Below are 20,295 nucleotides of genomic sequence, written 5' to 3'. Positions count from 1 at the left end.
TGATGGCGCTACGTTCATTCTCTCGCTGGTGCCTAGTAGTGATTGCATCACTGCTAGGAAGCCTTGCTGTCTTGTTGCTGCTAGCGCGCTTATTGGTTAGCCAGTCCAGCTTGTTAACACCAAAAATAGAAGCGTTATTAGAGTCCCGGGTAGGCGTGCCCGTTACTATAGAGCACCTATCGCTTTCGTTGGCCCGTAACGATCTTGTGTTGCGGCTCGAAGGCGTGCATTCAACCGCGCATGACGGGCAGCCATTGGTTTCCCTTGAAAATGCCCATTTACGTCTAGATGGCTGGGCGACACTAAAAAGTGTTGCGCCAGTGTTTAATGATGCGCGTATTACGGGGCTTGAGTTTCATCTTTATCAGCAGGACGACGCTGCTTGGGGCTGGCCGGCACCGGCAGAATTGCCGATTGTGATGTCCGAGGAGCCAACCGTTGACTTAGCTGCACTAGATGCCTGGGCTGGCCTTATTCTTCGTCAGCGCCTGTGGGTCGATAATACTCGGTTAGTGCTGCATGGTAGCCAGCAAGTCGTTACCTTACATGCGCCTACCTTACTGCTCAATGGCGATGAGCGGCGGACGCGCCTAGAAGGCGCGATCATGATCTTAGAATCTCAAGGCGAGGATTCGCAGGTAGCAGGGTCACCAAAACAAGAGGCTCAAGAACAAGAGGCTCAAGAACAAGAAGCGCTGCCAGCCATTGCCATGAACGTGGAGATGCAGCCTGGAAAGCAGGGATTTCGTGATTTTTCAGCGGCGCTTCAATTGGATATGCAGCTGGATCATTTAGTGGCATTAGCCGCTGTTTTGCGTTCCGATAGTATGCCGGCCTTAGAGCAAGCGGGAGGCGAAGTTAAGCTGTGGGGGCGCTGGCACGCTGGGCGCTTGGATGAAGCGCGTTTGGCTGTTGATGTTCCACAACTAACTCTGCGTCACGAGATTCAATACGCTGTACTTCAAAACATTCAGGCGAATGGTTTATGGCAACGAGACGGTGAGGGCGGCGAAGCGTGGCTTAGTGGTAATGCTGAAAACGTTGAGTGGGCGCGGCCTAAGGGAGGCAGTGAAGGCCCAGCCTTGCCGCGACATTGGTACCTAACCCATCAGCCTGATCAATGGGAAGTACGCACCAGTGCCTTTGAACTGGCCTCTTTGGCTGCTTGGCGTGACTATATTTTACTGCCTGAATCATTAACCCGAGTATTACAAACTTTATCTCCCCGTGGTCAGGTGCAAGGTTTGCGTCTAGGTCAACATGAAGGCCATTGGGGAGTTGATGCGGCGTTGACCAATGTGGCAGTGCTGCCTTGGGAGCAAGCGCCAGGTGGTGGCCCATTAGATGCCTGGGTACAGGCAAGAGACTTTCGAGGCAGAGTAACATTTAATAGTGCTGGAGGCAGCTCGCTTAATTTCCCTGAATTATTTGAATCGCCCATGCAATTAAGCCATGCAGAAGGTGTGGTGGAGTGGGTGTATGACGGTCCGAGCACCATGATTAGCGGTAGAGATCTGCGCTTAGAGTGGGACGGGGCCGAGGTGGTCGGAGGGTTTGGTTTAATTGCAGCTAAGCAAGGGGGGCAGTTCGGGCTTGATATTGGTTTTGAGAATGTTGATGCGCTTAACTACCCGCTTTCGCAGTGGCTGCCCATTAAAATACTCGAGCCTGAGCTTCGTGAGTGGCTATTAACCGATATAGGCGGCTATGTCTCCCATGGCTCGCTTAAGCTTAGTCTCCCCTTTACTGGTGAAGAGTCTAGTTCAGAAAGGCAGCCTGCAGATCAACTTTCCTCTACGTTGGCGCTTTCTGTCACGCAAGGGCGGTTACCTATTGCTCCAGAGTGGCCGATGCTTGAGGAGGTTGAGGGCAGGTTGATTTGGCAAGACCAAGTGTTGGAAGCGACTATTCAGCACGCTGAAAGTCTTGGCATCGGCGTTTCTGATGGGGTGCTAAAGATGGCTGATGAGAGGCTTGATCTATCGGGAAGTCTCTCTGGTGATAGTGATGCACTACTGGCATTTCTTCAGGCGATGCCAGAGATTGATATGCCCTTGCTTAACGATGTTCGTGCTGAAGGTAGTGTTGAAGGGGAGATCGCATTATCGTTACCGCTGAACGCGCCAGACTTACTTGCGTTAGAGATTAATGCTCGACCAAATTTCTCAACGCTTGCTTTTCAACCTATCAATATTCCACTAGAAAATCTCCAGGGGGAGATGACTTGGCAGCAGCAAGGCGAAAAAAGTGCCTTACTTGGCCAGGTGTCAGGTCAGCTGTTAGGTAGCTCTATAGATGCGGATATCAACGTTCCAGACGATGGTATTATCCTCAGCGGTAATATTGATATCGCTGCTTTGTTTCAATTAGCTGACATTCCCACTGAGCAGGCACGCCAACTGATCGAGGGGCGTACTCAGTGGCGTGGGCAGATCAATTTACAGCCAACACCGTCACTCGTCCTTGAAAGCCGTTTGCTTGGTATTACTAGTAGGTTGCCGGCACCGTTTAGTAAGCCTGCTGAACAGCCTTGGCCATGGCGGTTAAGTGCAGACTTTGCGAGTGGCCGTTTAGCAACACAAGTAGCCGATATTGTTAATGCCCGCGTGCAGCTTGGCAGTGACGAGCTGTCGGGTGAGGTTGCTCTTGGTGGTGCTGTCGCACCTGATAACTGGCCGACGCAACCAGGCTGGAAAGTGACCGCGCATGTTGATGAGTTACCTCTCGATGACTGGCAGGAAGCGTTGTCCCCCTTCATGCAGGCGTCGTCTTCGGCAAACGGCAATAGAGAGGGCACGCCGATATCAGTAATGGTTAATACGCCCTGCGTGCATTTTCGTGATGCGTGTTTTGGTCAGTTAGCGGCGACAGGCAGTATTGAAGGGAAGCGCTTAGCAATGCAGTTAAGTGGTGATCTTGTATCAGGTCGAGTGGATTATCAGCCAGATAGCGCGCTGCCGCTTGATATTGCTATCTCGTCGCTAGAGGTAGATCGATTATTTGATATGCCTGCCGCAGCGCATGACAGCAGTGCGCCGACGCCAGGTTCTTGGATGGATGCTGTCGAAACTCAACACGCTGCCACAAGTGCGATACCTGAATGGCTTAACCAACTGCCTAATGGCAGACTGCGATTAGCTGATATTAGCCTTGGCGAAGGGCGTTTTGGACCGTTAACCGCTTATTGGCAAACTCAGGATCAACGTTTTACCCTTTCCCCAGTTGGCCTGACACTAGGGCAGCTCTCTGCCCGCGGAGAGTTGGTGTGGGAAGGCAATGCAATCAATAGCCATACACGTGCTGATGTATCGATACAAGGCGGTGACGTGGGTACTGCATTAGAGCGTCTAGGCCAACCAGTCGCCATGCGCAGTCGTACCACGGATGTCAGTGCGGCGCTCACGTGGCCAGGCGCTCCCTGGCAATTTGAATTAAGTCGGGCGGAAGGCGATATCCGTACTGATGTGCGTGACGGGCGCTTTGTGACCCTGGAGTCTACTCCGGCTCGCTTAGTGGGCCTGCTTAATTTTGACAATATTCTGCGCCGCTTGCGCTTTGACTTTTCAGACGTTACGGGGCGGGGAACTGCATTTGATCGGGTGCATGGCACGGCAGATGTCGCCGCAGGTCAATTAATACTGCGCGGGCCGCTGAGTATTGAAGCACCATCCACTACGCTAACCTTGACGGGAAGCGTCAATCTTATACGACGTGAACTTGATCAACGGTTAGGCGTCACACTACCTATTAGCCAAAGCTTGCCTATCGCAGCCATTGCCGTTGGAGCCCCCATTGTGGGTGGGGCTCTTTTTATAGCGGATCAGCTTTTTGGTAACGCACTAGACCAAGCAACCACTATTCATTATCGCGTGCGAGGTCCGTGGACGTCGCCGCAGATTACTTTAGAAGGCCCTCAATGACCGCACATAAAAGCGATATAAACACCGCTGTTTCTATTTTGTTAACACCGGGTGGTCTAGATTTAGATGCCCTTGATGCAGGGCTGTCTTATGCCATGGGCGGGGGGATTGATTATGCTGACCTCTATTTTCAGCGTACTTGGCAAGAGGGCTGGGTGCTGGAAGATGGTGAAGTAAAAGAAGCCAGCTATAACATCGATGGTGGCGTTGGAGTGCGCTCCCTAGCAGGTGAAAAGACAGGCTTTGCCTACTCCAATCAAATTACCGCAGATGCGTTGATGGATACTGGCCGCACCGCAGCGGGCATTGTGCGTAGCGGAAAGCAGCTGCCTGGCCAGCCGGTAGTGGCTGTTAGCGCTGCTGGTCGTTATGCAGGGATTGACCCGCTAGCGGGGCTTACGGCTGACGAAAAAGTGGCAATGTTGAAAGAAGCAGACCGCATAGCACGCGCGGCTGACCCCAGCATTAGTCAAGTGAGCGCCTCATTATCAGGTACTTACGAAGTCGTGTTAGTACGTGCCAGTGATGGCACCTTAGCGGCAGATATCCGCCCATTAGTACGTTTTAACGTAAGTGTGATTGCAGCTAAAAACGGCCGTCGAGAGCGAGGCAGTGCCGGCGGTGGGGGGCGCTACTCAATGTCCAGACTGCGAGATGAAAACGTAGCGGAATACTATGCGAAAGAGGCTGTTCGCCAAGCCTTGGTTAACCTTGAGGCAGTTGATGCACCTGCTGGACAAATGCCTGTGGTCTTGGGTGCTGGATGGCCCGGGATTTTGCTTCATGAAGCGGTGGGTCATGGTCTTGAAGGTGATTTTAATCGTAAGGGCAGTTCCGCTTTTGCTGGGCGCATGGGGAAACGTGTTGCGGCGAAAGGTGTGACGGTCGTTGATGACGCAACCGTCGCTGACTGCCGTGGCTCGTTAAGCGTGGATGATGAGGGTACGCCAGGGCAGTACACGCCGCTAATTGAGGACGGTATTTTAACCGGCTATATGCAGGATAAGCTGAATGCACGGTTAATGAATATGAATCCAACCGGCAATGCGCGGCGTGAATCTTTTGCTCATTTGCCAATGCCGCGCATGACGAATACTGTCATGCTGGCAGGCCAAGATGAACCTGCCGATATTATCAAAAGCGTTAAGCGCGGTATCTATGCGGTCAGTTTTGGTGGTGGCCAAGTCGATATTACATCAGGCAAGTTTGTGTTTTCAGCCAGCGAAGCCTACCTCATTGAAGATGGCAAAATTACTGCGCCGGTGAAAGGGGCCACTTTAATTGGCAACGGCCCTGAAGCTATGGGGCGTGTTTCAATGATCGGCCATGATATGGAAATGGATACAGGAATTGGTGTTTGCGGCAAAGAGGGGCAGGGGGTGCCGGTAGGCGTCGGCCAGCCCACCCTTAAGTTGGATGAGCTGACCGTGGGCGGTACCCAATCATCATGAAGGGCTTATAGGGCCAGGGTGTCACGCAAGTGTTTAAATAGCTTGCGTGAACTGGTTGGCGGTTTGCTTTGCTCACGCTCTTTGCGTGCATTGCGCACCAATTGTCGTATGACCTGGCGGTCAGCGTTTGGGTAGTCTGCCAAAAATAGATCAACAGCGCTGTCACCTTCGTCAACTAACCGGTCGCGCCATTTTTCTAGTCGGTGAAAGGCATGGTCACGCTGTTCTTTTTCCTGCTCGATAGCATCGAAAACACCCTGTATGGCAGCAAGATCCTCTTTGCGGATAAGCTTGCCGACATATTGCATATGGCGACGGCGGCCTTCATGAGAGCGTATACGCGATGTCTCTTCTATGGCGCGTAACATGTCGTCAGAAAGCGGAAATTTTGCTCGCTCTGCGGGTTTCATAGCGATCAGCGTTTCGCCAAGCGCCTGAAGGGCATGCATTTCGCGCTTGAGTTGAGACTTACTGGGGCGCTCTTCTTGTTCATCACTATCGAAGGGCTCGGGGCGTTGCTTAGGCATACTAGAACTCACTAATTAGTTTCGTTTGCAGCATTATATCAGGCTGCGACCATAACATTGATTCGCCAATGCGATTCAGGCGAAAAGGAGGCCAATATGGCACAAGCATTTGATGCAGCGGCCCAGCAGGTATTATTAACACAGCGTGCTGAAGAAGCGCTGGCGCTGGCAAAAAAACTAGGCGCAGATGCTGCTGAAGTAGGCGCCAGCGTAGATCAAGGCCTTGGAGTAAGCGTACGTCTTGGTGAAGTAGAAACTGTCGAGCTTTCACGCGACCAGGGTATTGCCATTACGCTATACGTTGGTCAGCGCAAGGGCAGTGCCTCGTCTACCGACGCCAGCAGCGCGTCAATTAAAGCGACCGTAGAAAAAGCCTTAGCTATTGCCCGTTATACGGGGGAGGACCCTGCCGCTGGTTTGGCGGATGCAGCGCTAATGGCCACTGATCTACCTGATCTTAAAGTGCACTATCCCTGGGCGTTAACAACAGATGAGGCCATTGATCTGGCGCTAGCGTGTGAAAAAGCCGGGCGTGACGTAGCGGGTATTCATCAGTCAGAAAGTGCCTCACTATCGAGTGGCGAAGGCGTTCGTGTTTATGCTAATAGCCATGGTTTTCTGGGCACCCAGAAAGGCAGCAGTCATTCACTCTCCTGTATGTTGATTGCCCAAGATGAGAAGGGTATGCAGCGTGATTATGATTACACGTCAGCGCGAAATCCTGCCATGCTTCGAGATCCTGAGGAGGTGGGCCGCGAAGCGGCGTCACGCACTCTACGTCGGTTAGGCGCTCAACGGCCGCCAACAGGTACTTTCCCAGTACTGTTTGATCCGTCACTTTCTAGCGGTTTGATAGGCCACTTGATGGGGGCATTGGCAGGCGGGGCACTTTATCGTGAATCCTCTTTCTTATGTGACCGTTTAGGTAGCTCGCTATTCCCAAACTGGTTTGGCTTAGAAGAGCGGCCTATGGAAGTGGGAGCGTCAGCTAGTTCGCCGTTTGACGCAGAAGGCGTTCAAACGCGCAATAACCGCTTTATTGAGCAAGGTACGGTGGCAAGTTATATGTTGTCTGCTTACAGTGCGCGGCGCTTGGGAATGCAATCCACGGGCAATGCAGGCGGGGCGCGCAATTTACGTTTACTAGCACCGCTAACGTCCCGGGATGATTTGCTAAAACAGATGGGTCGTGGCATTTGGGTGACTGAACTAATGGGGCAGGGGGTTAACGGCGTAACAGGTGATTACTCACGAGGTGCCGCAGGCTTCTGGATTGAAAACGGCGAAGTGCAGCATCCTGTCGAGGAGTTCACTATCGCTAGTAACTTGAATAGCATGTTTGCGGGCTTAGTGGCCGTTGGCGATGACACAGACACCCGTGGCAGCATTCACACGGGTAGCTGGCTAATTGATGCAATGACCATTGCGGGTAGCTAGTAACAAGCTTAACAACTAATGAAGCCAGCCGTGTGGCGAATTACTTGCAGTAGATGTTACCTGACATTATTGCTCTTCATCAAAACGCGCGTCGAACAACGCTTCTATAGCTTCTAATGCTTGTTCGGCGTCGTCTCCTTCAGCATGTATTCTCAACTCGGTGCCGCAGGGGGCGGCCAGCATCAGCAGTGACATAATGTTAGCGGCATCTGCCATCTGCTGTTGTTTGTAGACGTGAATATTGGCCGAAAATTGTTGGCCACACTTGACGAGTTTCGTCGCTGCACGGGCATGAAGACCGCGCTGGTTAGTGAGTGTTAACGTTCTTTCAGGCACTCTGGTTCCTTTTTGCCGAGTGGGGTCGTTAAGAAAAGGCGTTAGTTATTGCTGTTGTGCTTATGTTTCGCTGGTTGAAGATGTGGATGCAAAAGGCAACGTTTCACTTAGGGTGTACTGCAACCCTAGTTCACGATGGCGGAGTTGAACCTCGCCTGTGTGCCTAACCAGCTTTTGCGCTAAGTCTTCTACCATGTAAACAGAGCGGTGCTGCCCACCGGTGCAGCCAATGGCAATCGTCATATAGCTACGCTGGCTATTTTGATAGGCAGGCAACCACTTTTCCAACCATACCTGAATATCATTACTCATCTCTTCCACTATGGAATAACCACTTAGGAAAGTAACGATTTTAGCATCGCGCCCAGTATATTGGCGTAACGTAGGATCCCAGTAGGGGTTTGGTAGACAGCGCACGTCAAAGACTAAATCTGCATCGAGCGGCACGCCGCGTTTGTAGCCAAACGATTCAAACGTAAGGGTAAGTCTATCTTCTCGCTGCTGGGCAACCTGATCTGTTATTCGGCGTCGCAAATCGTGAACCGATAAGCGAGAGGTGTCGATCATTAGGTCTGCGAGATCTCGAATGTCGAGCAGGGTTTCTTCTTCTTTATCAATTGCTTCTTCTAACGTCATATCACTATCCCGGGTTAGCGGGTGTCGCCGCCGCGTAGCAGAATAGCGTTCAAGAAGTATGCGAGCATCCGTAGTGAGATAGATAACTTGAAAGTGAATGCTTTTCTGGCGTAAAGCCTCGAGCATTGTCGGCAATTGCTGTAAAGCTGCTGGTAGATTGCGAGCATCAATGCTGACCGCTAGCTGAGTGCGCTCTCCTTGCTCACGCAGTTCATCTACTAGGGAGCCAAGTAGCATGGCAGGTAAGTTATCGATGGCGTAATAGCCAAGATCTTCTAACGCTTGTAAGGCGATAGATTTACCGGACCCTGAACGGCCGCTAATGATCACCAGTTGCATAGATTTTCTCTTGGCATGCCAATAAAAATGGGGATAAACGTTAGTTTAGCGTGTAGTGCTTAGCGGTGGGCCATCTAGGTAACAGGCTGCTCGCGTATTTTCGCTGTGATGAGTTCTAAAAGCTCACGCTGGCTTGTGGATTTACGCAGTTGTTGGCGTGTGTCGACGTTATTCATAATAGACGCCACTTGACCTAATAATGCTAAGTGGGTGTCGTCTGCCTCTTCAGGCACCAATAGCACGAATACAAGATCGACTGGATCACCATCAATAGCATCAAAATCTACCGGCTCAGCAAGCTTTAAAAAGCCAGCGATGGGCGAGCTGCAATGAGGGCTACGTGCATGAGGAATAGCAACTCCGTTGCCTATTCCTGTGCTTCCTAGGCGTTCGCGTCCAATAAGACGGCTAAACACTTCTTGGCTGTCTAAACTTGGGATGTTTTGTGCAATGAAGGTGCTGAAAAACTCCAGCACCCTTTTTTTACTGCCCCCAGGAACGTCATAGAGAACGCGCTCTGGGGGGAGGATAGTTTCCAACGTCATTGAATTAACGCACGCCTGCGCCTTGGGCGCGAGCTTGTGCTTTTTCCTTATGTTTAACGAGTTGACGATCAATTTTGTCTGCTAGCGCATCAATGGCTGCATACATATCATTATCTAATGCTTCTGCGTGTAGGTCTGCACCGGCAGCATGCAGCGTGCAGGCAGCTTGCTGGCGCTCCTTTTCAACAGATAAGGTCACTTGTACGGTAGTAATATTGTCGTAATGGCGCTCAACGCGTTCCAGCTTTTCATTAACATAGTCACGCAAGGCGTCAGTCAGTTCTACGTGATGACCAGTGATATTTACTTGCATTGACGTGCTCCTTATCCGTCGGACTGTTCTTCGATTGTAACCCTTTTTGCGCTATTGCAAAGCCCTTAAACAGACTTTGTCTCTTTAGCGCTGTTTTATCAGCGTAAGCGGCGACGTTCGCTGGAAGAAGGAATGCCCATCGACTCGCGATATTTGGCCACTGTACGCCTCGCTACATTAATGCCTCCCTCTTCCAAAAGCGATACAAGACGGCTGTCTGAGAGAGGTTTGCCGGGCGGTTCATCTTGCACCAGTTTTTTGATTCGTGCACGGATGGCGGTGCTAGAGTGGCTGTCACCTCCGTCTTGCCCGCTCACTTGGCTGGAAAAGAAGTATTTGAGTTCAAATACGCCGCGCGGGGTATGGATATATTTCTGGGTGGTGACCCTGGAAATAGTAGATTCATGCATTTCCACAGCGTCTGCGATATCCGCTAAAATTAACGGCTTCATAGCTTCTTCGCCGTGTTCCAGAAAGCCTATCTGGCGAGCGATAATTTCTCGGCCAACACGCAGTAGCGTATCGTTTCGGCTTGAGAGGCTCTTGATTAGCCAGCGCGCTTCCTGAAGGTGCTCCTTTAAAAACTGGTTATCCTGGCTTTTGTCAGCCCGTTTGATAAGACTTGCGTAGTCAGGCTGAATACGCAGTCGTGGCAGTGCTTCTGGGTTTAGTTCCAGGTGCCAGCCTTCGTTGTCGTGGCGAACCACTAGGTCTGGCGTTACATAGCTGTCATCGGTGTCTCCAAAGGCGCTGCCTGGGCGAGGGTCAAGGCTGCGGATCAAACGAATTACATCATCTAGCTGATCATCACCCAAGCTTAAACGTCGCTTTAACAAACGCACATCATCCTTACCGAGCGCTTCAAGAAATTGACGTACTAGCCTCTTGGCAGGCATAAGCAGCGGTGTATCTTCCGGTAGTGAGGCGAGCTGCAACATTAAACATTCGCGCAGATCACGAGCAAATACGCCGGTGGGTTCAAACTGTTGAAGACGCAGTAAGGTTGTTTCAACTTCACGCTGGCTAAGCCCTTCATGACCTTGGGCCTTAAGCCCCTCGCGGATGTCATTGAGGGGCTGAGTTAGATAGCCATTAGCATCCAGAGCATCTATAAGGCTTTCTGCGATGGCATGGTCGCGAGAGGAGAAATCCGTCATGGCGAGCTGCCAAAGTAGGTGGCCATGTAAGCTTTGACCAGCGGCTTGACGTTCAAAATCAGGCCCCTCGCCGCCGCTGCTATGGTTGCCTAGATCCTGATAAGTGTCTGACCAGTCACTATCAGTGGAGAGTTCGTTAGGAATGCTGTCGGACCATTCCGTTTCCTGGGGTTCACTAACAGCCTGTTCGCCGAATTCGTCTTCCTGCTCAAGCATTGGGTTGGCATCAAGTGCTTGCTGAATTTCTTGACGAAGGTCCAATGTTGATAGCTGCAGCAGGGCAATCGCCTGCTGCAGCTGGGGTGTCATGGTCAGCTGTGTGCCGATACGCAATTGAAGAGAAGCTTTCATGACCATCTGAGAACCACTCGTTTATCAGAAAGCTCCACCCTAGTGCGAGTTATGGTTTGGTGCAAGTGCAATAAGCATGCCACAGACACAATTTTTCAGGCAGGTGGTTGTTTACAGGCGAAAATCAGCACCTAAATAAACATCTCTTACCTTTTGGTTGTTGAGAATTTCTTGTGGCGGGCCGCTAGCGATGATGTGACCGTCGCCAACAATATAGGCGATATCACAAATATCCAGCGTTTCTCGCACATTGTGGTCAGTAATCAATACGCCTATATGACGTTTTTTAAGTGCTCGGATAATTGCTTTAATGTCGCCTACTGAGATTGGATCGACGCCAGCGAACGGCTCGTCAAGCAAAATAAAGGCAGGTTCTGTTGCGAGGGAGCGAGCAATCTCAACACGTCTACGCTCTCCACCTGAAAGGCTCATACCTAAATTGTCGCGAATGTGGGTGATATGAAAATCTTCCAGTAGCGTCTCAAGACGTTGTTCGCGGGCGCTGTGATCAAGTGCTTTACGAGTCTCCAAGATTGCCATGATGTTATCGGCAACGGATAGTTTGCGAAAAATAGAGGCTTCTTGAGGCAGATAGCCAATCCCTGCCATGGCGCGCTCGTGCATAGGAGCATGCGTTAAATCAAGCCCATCAATGCCTACTTTTCCTGCATCAGACTTTACTAGGCCGACAATCATATAAAACGATGTTGTTTTGCCTGCGCCGTTAGGGCCAAGCAAACCGACGACGCTGCCTTGAGAGATCTCTAAATTTATGTCCTTAACCACGCGACGGCGTTTATAGCTTTTGGCTAAGTGATGGGCATAGAGTGTTTTTATCGGCGCCTCTTCGAATGTTGGTTTTGATGATGTGGTCTGAGGTGCTGGCTCTGCGCTATTTGTCGCCACTGGGCGCTCCCTATTGTTCTGGCTGAAGCGTCATTCGGATACGTTGTGGCTCACCGCCACTCACGTCAGAGCGGGCCTGAACCACGCCTTGGTCAATGAAATACTCTAATCGGCCGCCCTGAAAACGATCTGTTTGCTGGGTAAGTTCGGCTTGATCAATCAGTTCTACTCGGCGTTCGGCCACATGATAGATAATCCGCTTTGCCCAGCCTTCCATCGGGCTAGCCTGACCTTCGGGTTGGTTGCGTATATAGGCTCGCTCACCGGTTGCCACGGCGCGCGATAGTTCGCCAGCATCATTGCGCTGGATTTCAACGCGATTGCCGCGCAGCTGCATATTGCCCTGCCGAATATCGACATTCCCAGAATACACGGCGGTGCCCGCTCGTTGGTCTAGATCTAACCGGTCAGCTTCTACTTCTACAGGGGCTTGGCTTTGTGCCATGACCGGTAGCGCTGCCGCAGAGAGGGGTAGCGCAATGGTGAAGAGTGCTGTACGAATGAGAGCGTTCATTGCGGCTCCTACGGAGAACGAGTGGCAGGCGGATGAGTGCCGCGCACGTTATTGGTTAAGCGAATCTGGCTATCATCTAGCCATATATCCATGCGTGATGCGTCAAGGCGCTGAGGCGGTTGCTGTAGCACTGTTTTGGAATCGCTCCAGGCATGACGCGTGACGCCATTATAATGTAATAACTCTGTATTGAGCTGCCAGCCCTCATCAGGTGAGAGCAGCTGGGCAGAGCCGGCTAATGTGAGTGCCTGTGTATCCGTATTTAGGGTACCTGTCTCAGCTGTAGCCAGCCATTGGCGTTCTTCACTATCAAAGAGTGTCGCTATGGGAGAGGTAACATCAGTCATCGCTGTCTGCGGGGTGTGCACTAAGCGTGGCGTCATTAGCGATTGCTGAATGGTGCCTGTGTCACCAAATAGTGTCATTTCCGCATTTTCAAGTACGTGACCTGGCTCTTGAGCCCTCGCATCGGGATTAAACGATTGGTCTTTATATCCACGCGGGTCTATCCAGGCAAGTATACCCCCCAGCACCACCACAAGCGTGGTAATCCAAAACCGTTTCCTAACCCAAAAGCGCATTACGATTGACCGTGTAAATACGTATCTAACACAGCGTCCCAATGACCTTGAGACATCAGTAAAGTATCGCAGATTTCACGCACAGCACCGTGGCCGCCAAGCCGATCAGTGATCCAGTCAGCATGGGTATGCATATAATCAGGGGCATTAGGGACAGTGATGCCAACGCCTGAGCGTTTCATCGGTGCAAGGTCTGGCAGGTCATCGCCACAATAAGCAACATGCTCTAGTGTGATATCTAGGCGTTGGCAAAGCGCGCGTAGCGTAGTGAGTTTATCCTCACACCCTTGATATACATGCGTAATGCCCAAAGAAGCGGCACGTTGGCTGACCATAGGTGAATCCCGCCCGGTAATTAAGGCAACATGGATACCTACGCGCTTCAATAGCTTGAGACCGTGACCGTCTTGGGTATGAAACGCTTTGATTTCGATGCCATCCGCTTGAAAGTAGAGGCGGCCATCAGTAAGTACGCCGTCAACATCAATCGCCAGTAGTTTTACGCGGCGAATCCGGTCTTGTAGTGCTTCAGGTAGGGCCATATAGCCTCCCTATTATTAACGTTTAAAAAGATGGTTATATAACGCCGCTAGCAAGTAGGTCGTGCATATGCAGCGCACCAATGGGACGCTGCTGATCATCCACAACTGCGAGTGCGGTAATTCGACTGTCTTCCATAATGCGAACGGCTTCAGCCGCCAATATATCGGGTCCAATACGTTTTCCAGGGCGCGTCATAACATCATCGACGATGACGTCACGCAGGTCATGAAACTGATCCAGCGTTCGGCGTAAGTCACCGTCGGTATAGACGCCCGCAAGACGCCCCTCACTATCCACTACACAGGTAAAGCCCAGGCCTTGCCGGGTGATTTCTATAAGTGCATCACGCAAGGGGCTGCCTAGTGCCACTTGGGGGAGGCGTGTCCCGTTGTGCATCAAATCTTTAACGCGAAGGAGCAAACGTTTGCCCAGGCTACCTCCTGGATGTGAAAGTGCAAAATCCTCAGCGGTAAATCCGCGTGCTTCCAATAACGCAACAGCCAAAGCGTCGCCTAAGGCAAGTGCTGCAGTGGTTGAACTTGTTGGCGCTAGGTCGAGAGGGCAGGCTTCGCGCTCAACGCCACTATTGAGGTGTGCATCCGCATGTTTAGCCAATGTTGAGCCAGGGCGGCCGGTCATACTAACAAGAGGAGTGCCTAAGCGTTTCAGTAGCGGCAGTAGCGCGGTAACTTCTGCTGTTTCACCAGAGTTGGAGAGTGCTAATACGACATCCGCCCGGGTAATCATGCCGAGATCGCCGTGACTGGCTTCGCCTGGGTGTACAAAAAAAGCAGGCGTACCGGTGCTTGCCAATGTAGCTGCTAATTTCCCCGCAATATGACCTGACTTACCCATGCCAGTCACGACAACACGGCCATGGCAGGCAAGAATCAGCTCGCAAGCGTGGTCAAAATGTTCATCAAGTTTGGCTTGTAGCCCACCAATGGCTGCCTGCTCAATTTGTAAGGTGCGCAGCGCACTTTCACGCAGTGGGCTAGGGGTCGATAGTGGCTGGCGCATAAGGTGGTCTCTTTTTCATTAGCGTTAAAACAGTAAGAATAACATCTCGGCGCAGATTGTAGGGGATGCGCGCACTGTCCTGACAAGAACAGCCACAATGAGTGAATCTGTTACTGTGAGTAGCGTTAAGTTACGATGTTCGATAATATTTCGAAAACACTGTTTTTTAAACTATCTGTTTTTCAGATTAACTGTTTTTTTAAACTATCTCGCTTGCAGGCGACCAGCTTATGCTAGTGCTGTCACGGCAAGACGATCATCAAGGCCAGCCAGCCCATGACAGATGTTCCCTTCATAGAAATTGAAGATTTGTACTTCTCGCGAGGAGAGCATGATATTTTTCGCGGAATCAATATGACGATTTCGCGTGGCCAAGTGACCGCTATTATGGGGCCAAGTGGTACAGGTAAAACGACCCTTTTAAAGCTGATTGGTGGCCAGTTAACACCCGACCGAGGGCGAGTGTTAATCGATGGTCAAGACGTGCACCGCCTGTCACGTAAAGCCCTCTTCAGTCTTCGTAAGCGCATGGGGATGTTGTTTCAGAGTGGTGCGTTATTTTCAGACCTTGATGTGTATGAAAATGTCGCGTTTCCGCTTCGAGTGCATACCAATTTGCCAGATACTATGATTCGCGATCTTGTGCTTCTCAAGTTGCAAGCGGTGGGGTTGCGCGGGGCAAGGCACTTATCGCCTGCTGAGCTTTCGGGGGGGATGGCAAGACGTGTGGCTTTGGCACGTGCGGTAGCGCTTGACCCAGAGCTAATCTTGTATGATGAGCCTTTTGTCGGCCAAGATCCTATTTCAATGGGTGTGCTTGTCCAGCTTATTAAACGGCTTAATCAGGCGTTGTCACTTACGTCAGTGATCGTTTCACACGATATCAAAGAGACTCTTAGTATTGCGGATTACCTGTACTTAATCGCCGATGGACAGGTGGTTGCTTCTGGCACGCCACGCACTTTAGATACAAACCAAGACCCGCGGGTGAGTCAGTTTATTCACGGTGAGCCTGATGGCCCCGTGCCGTTTCATTACCCAGCTGAGACCCTCTACCGCGATATTCTAGGCCAAGCCTCTGCAGGGAAGGTGCGCTAAATGCAATCAAACATTAAACATGCTATCTCGCATGTTGTTCGGCTTGGGCGAAAAGGATGTGATGCCTTGGAGTCGTTAGGACGTGCAGGTATCTTCTTGGCGCAGTCTGCAGTAGGGGTTCCCTCGCGGGAAGGCTGGTTATTATGGCTACGCCAAGTGCATTTTGTTGGTGTTTTGTCGCTTGCGATTGTCTTGGTATCGGGGCTGTTTATTGGCATGGTGCTTGCCCTCCAGGGTTACACCATTTTGGTTGACTTCGGTGCAGAACAGGCGCTTGGTCAAATGGTGGCGCTTTCACTATTGCGTGAATTGGCACCGGTGGTCGCTGCGCTTCTGTTTGCCGGGCGCGCTGGCTCTGCTTTAACGGCAGAAATTGGTCTTATGAAGGCGACCGAGCAGCTGACAAGCATGGAAATGATCGGTGTTGACCCACTGCGCAGGGTCGTAGCTCCCCGCTTATGGGCTGGTTTTATCGCACTACCTATTCTTACCGTTGGATTTAGCGTGGTGGGCATTTGGGGGGGCTATTTAGTAGGTGTGGAGTGGTTAGGCGTTTTCGAAGGCTCTTATTGGAGCAATATGCAGGCTAGCGTTTCATTTGTTGATGATATCGGTAATGGAATCATCAAAAGCCTTGTGTTCGCAGTGGTTGTTACCTGGATTGCGGTGTTTCAAGGGTATGACTTAGTGCCAACATCTGAAGGTATTTCACGTGCCACAACCCGCACAGTGGTGTATTCATCGCTTGCTGTTTTGGGGCTAGATTTTGTATTGACTGCCGTTATGTTTGGCGGTCTTTGAAGGGTGGAGCAATAACATGAAGCGCAGTAAAACCATGGAGTTTGGCGTTGGCTTGTTTATGCTGGCGGGTATCTTAGGGCTTGTTTTTTTAGGCTTACGTGTCAGTGGGATGACGCTATCGGCGCCTTCTGATACGTTTCGTCTTGAGGCAAGCTTTGCCAATATTGGTAGTCTAAAACCACGCGCGCGCGTCACTATGGCTGGCGTTACAGTGGGCCGCGTTGAGGCCATAGAACTTGATACTGAATGGTACGATGCGCGGGTAGTGCTGAGTCTTAATAGTGAACTTCAGGGTCAGCTTACTCAAGATACTACAGCAGCGATCTTAACGGCAGGTTTGCTTGGAGAGCAATATATCGGTTTAAGCGTTGGTGGTGACCCGAATATGCTTGAAGAAGGTGATGTCATTCGAGATACCCAGTCAGCCTTGGTGCTTGAAGAACTTATCCAACAATTTGTATCCAATATGGTTACTAACTGAGCACCTTCTGTGCTGCTAGTTGATATGAGGTGATTGTTATGAAGGAAAAGAGCGTAATGTTGGCTCGTCGTTTGCTTTTTTTGGTAGTACTAGCTTTTGTTTTACTGCCTTTTGTAGCTCAGGCCCAGTCAATGTCGCCAGAAGCGTTGGTGCGTGACAACGTTAAGCAATTTATGGAGCAAATCAACGGTAGAGAAGATTATTACGCCAATAATCTTGATGAGCTCAAAGCTCTAGTTAACGACAGTCTGAATGATGTGGCTGATTTTCGTTATATTGGCGCTAGCGTTATGGGAAGCTATTTTCGCAATGCAACGCCGGAACAGCGTAGTCGGTTCGCCGATGTATTTCGTCAAACGCTGATTGATACCTATACACGTGGCCTTGTGACGTTTGATTATGATGAGTTAAGAGTGTTAAGCGACCAGCGGGGCCAGCGTTATGAGGATCAAGCAAGCGTCGATATGGAAGTGGTTGCTAACAATGGACAAGTGTACCCAGTAAGTTACAGCCTGCGGCTCTCGGACGGTGAGTGGAAAGTGGTCAATGTCATTGTTAATGGCATTAATCTAGGGCTTACGTTCCGCAACCAGTTTGATCAGTCAATGCGCGAAAATAACCGAGATTACGATGCAGTAATTCGCAACTGGTCGCCTGAAATTGGCGTTGATGAGCTTGAGCAAGGGGGCAACGCGTGACGACGTTGTTATCTACGTCGCATGTATCGCTGATTGCGCAAACCAATACGTTGTCGGTCAACGGTGACCTTACTGTCAATGCAGCGGCCGACGTGGCCGCTGTAGGTGTCAAATGGCTTGAAAGTGCTCAGTTAACGGAAGTTACTTTAGATTTTTTTGGCGTCACCAGGGCAAGTAGCGCGGCGATTAGCGTGCTATTTGAATGGTTGCGTGCTTGTCATTTACTGGGGGTTGTTGTTACGTCGATTATGTTGTCTGCCCCGCTTGAGCGGCTAACCTCGCTAGCTGAGCTTGATGCATTGATAAAATCGCCCAACGCTGAAGCCTAAGCGATTACTCAACATCGCCAAGTGGGCTGCTTTTCTTTATCATGTTTTCCACTATTTCAACGCCCTTACTTGTTTTAATGACCCCAAAGGAGTTTTTTACCCTATGCAACCCAATGAAGTAAAAGCACTGCTTGAGTCTCGCATTGATGGATGTGATTTTCATATCCAGGGTGAGGGCTGTAACTTTCAGGTGATTGCGGTTGGCGAAGCCTTTGAAGGTCTTTCTCCCGTTAAGCGTCAGCAGTTGGTTTACGCTGCACTGAGTGACGAAATCGCATCGGGCGCTCTTCACGCTATTAGCATCAAAACGTTTACTCCGGGGCAGTGGCAAACTGCACCGGAAAACGTTTAGTAGCGGCTGTTCCATGGATAAATTAATGATTACCGGCAATGGGTCGGTAGATGGTGAAGTGTGGGTAAGCGGTGCCAAAAACGCGGCACTGCCGATTTTGTGTGCCAGCCTTTTGGCAGATGGTCCGGTCATTATTGGTAATTTGCCTCATTTGCAGGACATTACTACTACGCTGGAGTTGCTAGGGCGAATGGGCGTTGAGCCTGTGATGGGAGAGAAGCTCAGTATCCAGCTTGACGGCTCTCAGGTAACACAGTGTCATGCCCCCTATGAGCTGGTTAAGAAGATGCGCGCCTCTATTCTAGTATTAGGTCCATTGCTGGCGCATTTTGGTAAAGCAGATGTGTCGTTACCAGGGGGGTGTGCAATTGGTTCGCGTCCAGTTGACTTGCACATTCGTGGCCTTGAGGCGATGGGTGCAGAGATTCGCGTTGAGGCGGGTTATATTCGTGCCCACGTAGATGGTCGCTTGAAAGGTGCCACCATCTTTTTCGATACAGTAACGGTAACGGGTACTGAAAATCTGCTGATGGCGGCTACGCTTGCAGAGGGCACCACTATTCTTGAAAATGCAGCGCGCGAGCCCGAGATTGTCGATCTTGCCGAGTGCTTAATCAAGATGGGGGCCAACATCCGCGGTCAAGGCACTGACACCATTGTCATTGAGGGGGTGGAGTCGCTGCATGGTTGTGAGCATGATGTCATGCCTGACCGTATTGAGACTGGCACTTTTTTGGTCGCAGCGGCCATGACGGGTGGGCGTGTGAAGGTAAAGCGCACCCGCGCTGACATTCTAGAAGCGGTGCTCGCGAAGCTTGAGGAAGCCGGTGCCGATATTACCAGCGGCGATGATTGGATCGCCCTAGATATGCACGGTAAGCGCCCAAAGGCGGTGAACATCCGTACGGCACCCTATCCTGCATTTCCTACTGATATGCAAGCTCAGTTTGTTGCAATGAATGCTGTTGCCGTAGGCCACTCGCGGGTGGTGGAAACCATTTTTGAAAACCGCTTTATGCACGTACAAGAGCTAAACCGGATGGGGGCAAATATTACCCTTGAAGGTAATGCGGCATTAATTGAAGGCGTAGAAAAGCTTTCAGGTGCGCCGGTTATGGCCACTGATCTGCGTGCGTCAGCGTCATTGGTGATCGCAGCCATGATGGCCGAAGGCGAAACGCTTGTAGATCGTATTTATCACATTGATCGTGGTTATGAGTGCATCGAGGAAAAATTACAGCTGTTGGGCGCGCGCATTCGACGTATTCCCGGCTAAGCCATGCTATTAACCATTGGCCTAAACAATGAGTAAGCAACTAATTTTAGCCCTTTCAAAAGGGCGTATATTGGATGAAACGCTGCCACTGTTGGCAGATGCGGGCATCGCCCCTGCAGAAGATTTGGGTAAAAGCCGTAAACTGCTGTTCGATACTAATTTGCCGAACGTAAAGTTGGTCATTATACGGGCAACCGATGTGCCGACGTACGTTCAGCTTGGGGCGGCAGATATGGGTATTGCGGGCAAGGATGTACTTCTCGAGCATGGGGTAGAGGGCTTGTATGAGCCATTAGACCTAGAGATTGCCCGTTGCAAATTGATGACGGCAGGTGTCACCGGTCAGTTGCCTGCTAAAGCGCGCCTTCGTGTAGCCACTAAGTTTGTTAACGTGGCAAGACGCTACTATGCCGAGCAGGGTATTCAGGCGGAAGTGATCAAGCTTTATGGAGCGATGGAGCTTGCGCCCTTAATGAATTTGGCTGATGAAATTGTGGATATAGTGGATACCGGTAATACGTTGCGGGCCAATGGCATGGAACCCCGTGAGTTGATTGCCCATATCAGTACCCGCCTAGTGGTGAATAAAGCATCCATGACCATGAAACATGATCAAATTAAGCCACTATTAACCCGCTTGGAAGAGGCGGTTAAAAAGCGCCAGACTCAGCCTATTGAATGACG

General features: G+C 50.8%; 22 protein-coding genes. 11 read left to right on the top strand and 11 right to left on the bottom strand.

All coding sequences use genetic code 11. The features are described from left to right. Positions 1-2: 2 nt before the first annotated feature. Both K1Y77_RS10295 and tldD read left to right on the top strand, forming a co-directional pair. Positions 3-3,920 carry a YhdP family phospholipid transporter gene (locus K1Y77_RS10295; protein WP_406567284.1) on the top strand — a complete coding sequence of 1,306 codons (3,918 nt, stop codon included), beginning with the start codon at positions 3-5 and terminating at the stop codon, positions 3,918-3,920. After that, positions 3,917-5,371 (top strand): metalloprotease TldD, encoded by a 1,455-nt coding sequence (gene tldD / locus K1Y77_RS10290; RefSeq protein ID WP_264428315.1) that lies wholly within the window; start codon positions 3,917-3,919, stop codon positions 5,369-5,371. Before K1Y77_RS10295 ends, tldD begins: the two co-directional genes overlap by 4 nt. Positions 5,372-5,376: 5 nt before the next feature. Here the strand turns inward: tldD and yjgA are convergent, their stop codons facing one another. Beyond that, on the bottom strand, positions 5,377-5,898 hold the full coding sequence (yjgA, locus tag K1Y77_RS10285) for a ribosome biogenesis factor YjgA (RefSeq protein WP_030072263.1): 522 nt from the start codon (positions 5,896-5,898) through the stop codon (positions 5,377-5,379). A 96-nt stretch (positions 5,899-5,994) separates the two neighbouring features. Between yjgA and pmbA the strand changes: the two genes are divergently transcribed. After that, on the top strand, positions 5,995-7,335 hold the full coding sequence (gene pmbA / locus K1Y77_RS10280) for a metalloprotease PmbA (RefSeq protein ID WP_264428313.1): 1,341 nt from the start codon (positions 5,995-5,997) through the stop codon (positions 7,333-7,335). A 66-nt stretch (positions 7,336-7,401) separates the two neighbouring features. Here the strand turns inward: pmbA and K1Y77_RS10275 are convergent, their stop codons facing one another. From K1Y77_RS10275 to K1Y77_RS10230, 10 genes are all read right to left on the bottom strand, one after another. Further along, a complete protein-coding gene (locus K1Y77_RS10275) occupies positions 7,402-7,671 on the bottom strand; it encodes an HPr family phosphocarrier protein (protein ID WP_030072267.1) in 270 nt (89 codons plus the stop codon). A gap of 60 nt (positions 7,672-7,731) precedes the next feature. Further along, positions 7,732-8,646: an RNase adapter RapZ gene (rapZ, locus tag K1Y77_RS10270; protein WP_264428311.1), complete on the bottom strand. Its 915-nt coding sequence runs from the start codon at positions 8,644-8,646 to the stop codon at positions 7,732-7,734. A gap of 74 nt (positions 8,647-8,720) precedes the next feature. Continuing rightward, entirely contained in the window at positions 8,721-9,191 is a 471-nt protein-coding gene (gene ptsN, locus K1Y77_RS10265) for a PTS IIA-like nitrogen regulatory protein PtsN (RefSeq protein ID WP_030072270.1), read from the bottom strand. Positions 9,192-9,195: 4 nt separating this feature from the next. Then, positions 9,196-9,504: a ribosome hibernation-promoting factor, HPF/YfiA family gene (gene hpf / locus K1Y77_RS10260; protein ID WP_027335376.1), complete on the bottom strand. Its 309-nt coding sequence runs from the start codon at positions 9,502-9,504 to the stop codon at positions 9,196-9,198. A 98-nt stretch (positions 9,505-9,602) separates the two neighbouring features. Further along, complete coding sequence (locus K1Y77_RS10255) at positions 9,603-11,018, bottom strand: RNA polymerase factor sigma-54 (RefSeq protein WP_264018082.1); 1,416 nt, start codon at positions 11,016-11,018, stop codon at positions 9,603-9,605. A gap of 105 nt (positions 11,019-11,123) precedes the next feature. Continuing rightward, positions 11,124-11,849: an LPS export ABC transporter ATP-binding protein gene (lptB, locus tag K1Y77_RS10250; protein ID WP_030072280.1), complete on the bottom strand. Its 726-nt coding sequence runs from the start codon at positions 11,847-11,849 to the stop codon at positions 11,124-11,126. 79 nt (positions 11,850-11,928) lie between these two features. Continuing rightward, positions 11,929-12,432, bottom strand: a complete 504-nt coding sequence (gene lptA / locus K1Y77_RS10245) for a lipopolysaccharide transport periplasmic protein LptA (protein WP_264428309.1) — start codon at positions 12,430-12,432, stop codon at positions 11,929-11,931. Positions 12,433-12,440: 8 nt separating this feature from the next. Next, positions 12,441-13,013 (bottom strand): LPS export ABC transporter periplasmic protein LptC, encoded by a 573-nt coding sequence (gene lptC / locus K1Y77_RS10240; RefSeq protein WP_030072284.1) that lies wholly within the window; start codon positions 13,011-13,013, stop codon positions 12,441-12,443. Beyond that, entirely contained in the window at positions 13,013-13,555 is a 543-nt protein-coding gene (locus tag K1Y77_RS10235) for a KdsC family phosphatase (RefSeq protein WP_030072287.1), read from the bottom strand. The genes lptC and K1Y77_RS10235 overlap by 1 nt, the downstream gene beginning before the upstream one ends. Before the next feature lie 34 nt (positions 13,556-13,589). After that, positions 13,590-14,576, bottom strand: coding sequence for a KpsF/GutQ family sugar-phosphate isomerase (locus K1Y77_RS10230; RefSeq protein WP_030072289.1), 987 nt, complete (start codon positions 14,574-14,576; stop codon positions 13,590-13,592). A gap of 276 nt (positions 14,577-14,852) precedes the next feature. Here K1Y77_RS10230 and K1Y77_RS10225 point away from each other — a divergent pair, with 276 nt between their 5' ends. From K1Y77_RS10225 to hisG, 8 genes are all read left to right on the top strand, one after another. Then, positions 14,853-15,674, top strand: a complete 822-nt coding sequence (locus K1Y77_RS10225) for an ABC transporter ATP-binding protein (RefSeq protein WP_030072291.1) — start codon at positions 14,853-14,855, stop codon at positions 15,672-15,674. Further along, positions 15,675-16,475 carry a lipid asymmetry maintenance ABC transporter permease subunit MlaE gene (gene mlaE, locus K1Y77_RS10220; protein WP_030072293.1) on the top strand — a complete coding sequence of 267 codons (801 nt, stop codon included), beginning with the start codon at positions 15,675-15,677 and terminating at the stop codon, positions 16,473-16,475. A gap of 16 nt (positions 16,476-16,491) precedes the next feature. Continuing rightward, positions 16,492-16,956 carry an outer membrane lipid asymmetry maintenance protein MlaD gene (gene mlaD / locus K1Y77_RS10215; protein WP_030072294.1) on the top strand — a complete coding sequence of 155 codons (465 nt, stop codon included), beginning with the start codon at positions 16,492-16,494 and terminating at the stop codon, positions 16,954-16,956. Between the two features lie 56 nt (positions 16,957-17,012). Next, entirely contained in the window at positions 17,013-17,654 is a 642-nt protein-coding gene (locus tag K1Y77_RS10210) for an MlaC/ttg2D family ABC transporter substrate-binding protein (RefSeq protein ID WP_404813863.1), read from the top strand. Continuing rightward, complete coding sequence (locus tag K1Y77_RS10205) at positions 17,651-17,983, top strand: STAS domain-containing protein (protein ID WP_264428307.1); 333 nt, start codon at positions 17,651-17,653, stop codon at positions 17,981-17,983. Before K1Y77_RS10210 ends, K1Y77_RS10205 begins: the two co-directional genes overlap by 4 nt. A 103-nt stretch (positions 17,984-18,086) precedes the next feature. Beyond that, positions 18,087-18,335 (top strand): BolA family protein, encoded by a 249-nt coding sequence (locus K1Y77_RS10200; protein ID WP_030072300.1) that lies wholly within the window; start codon positions 18,087-18,089, stop codon positions 18,333-18,335. Between the two features lie 13 nt (positions 18,336-18,348). Then, positions 18,349-19,611, top strand: a complete 1,263-nt coding sequence (gene murA, locus K1Y77_RS10195; protein WP_030072302.1) for a UDP-N-acetylglucosamine 1-carboxyvinyltransferase — start codon at positions 18,349-18,351, stop codon at positions 19,609-19,611. A 28-nt stretch (positions 19,612-19,639) separates the two neighbouring features. After that, entirely contained in the window at positions 19,640-20,293 is a 654-nt protein-coding gene (gene hisG / locus K1Y77_RS10190; protein WP_030072304.1) for an ATP phosphoribosyltransferase, read from the top strand. Positions 20,294-20,295 lie beyond the last annotated feature (2 nt).

The organism is Halomonas qaidamensis (assembly GCF_025917315.1).
Taxonomy (GTDB): Bacteria; Pseudomonadota; Gammaproteobacteria; order Pseudomonadales; family Halomonadaceae; genus Vreelandella; species Vreelandella qaidamensis.
This window is presented reverse-complemented; position numbering and strand designations above follow the sequence as displayed.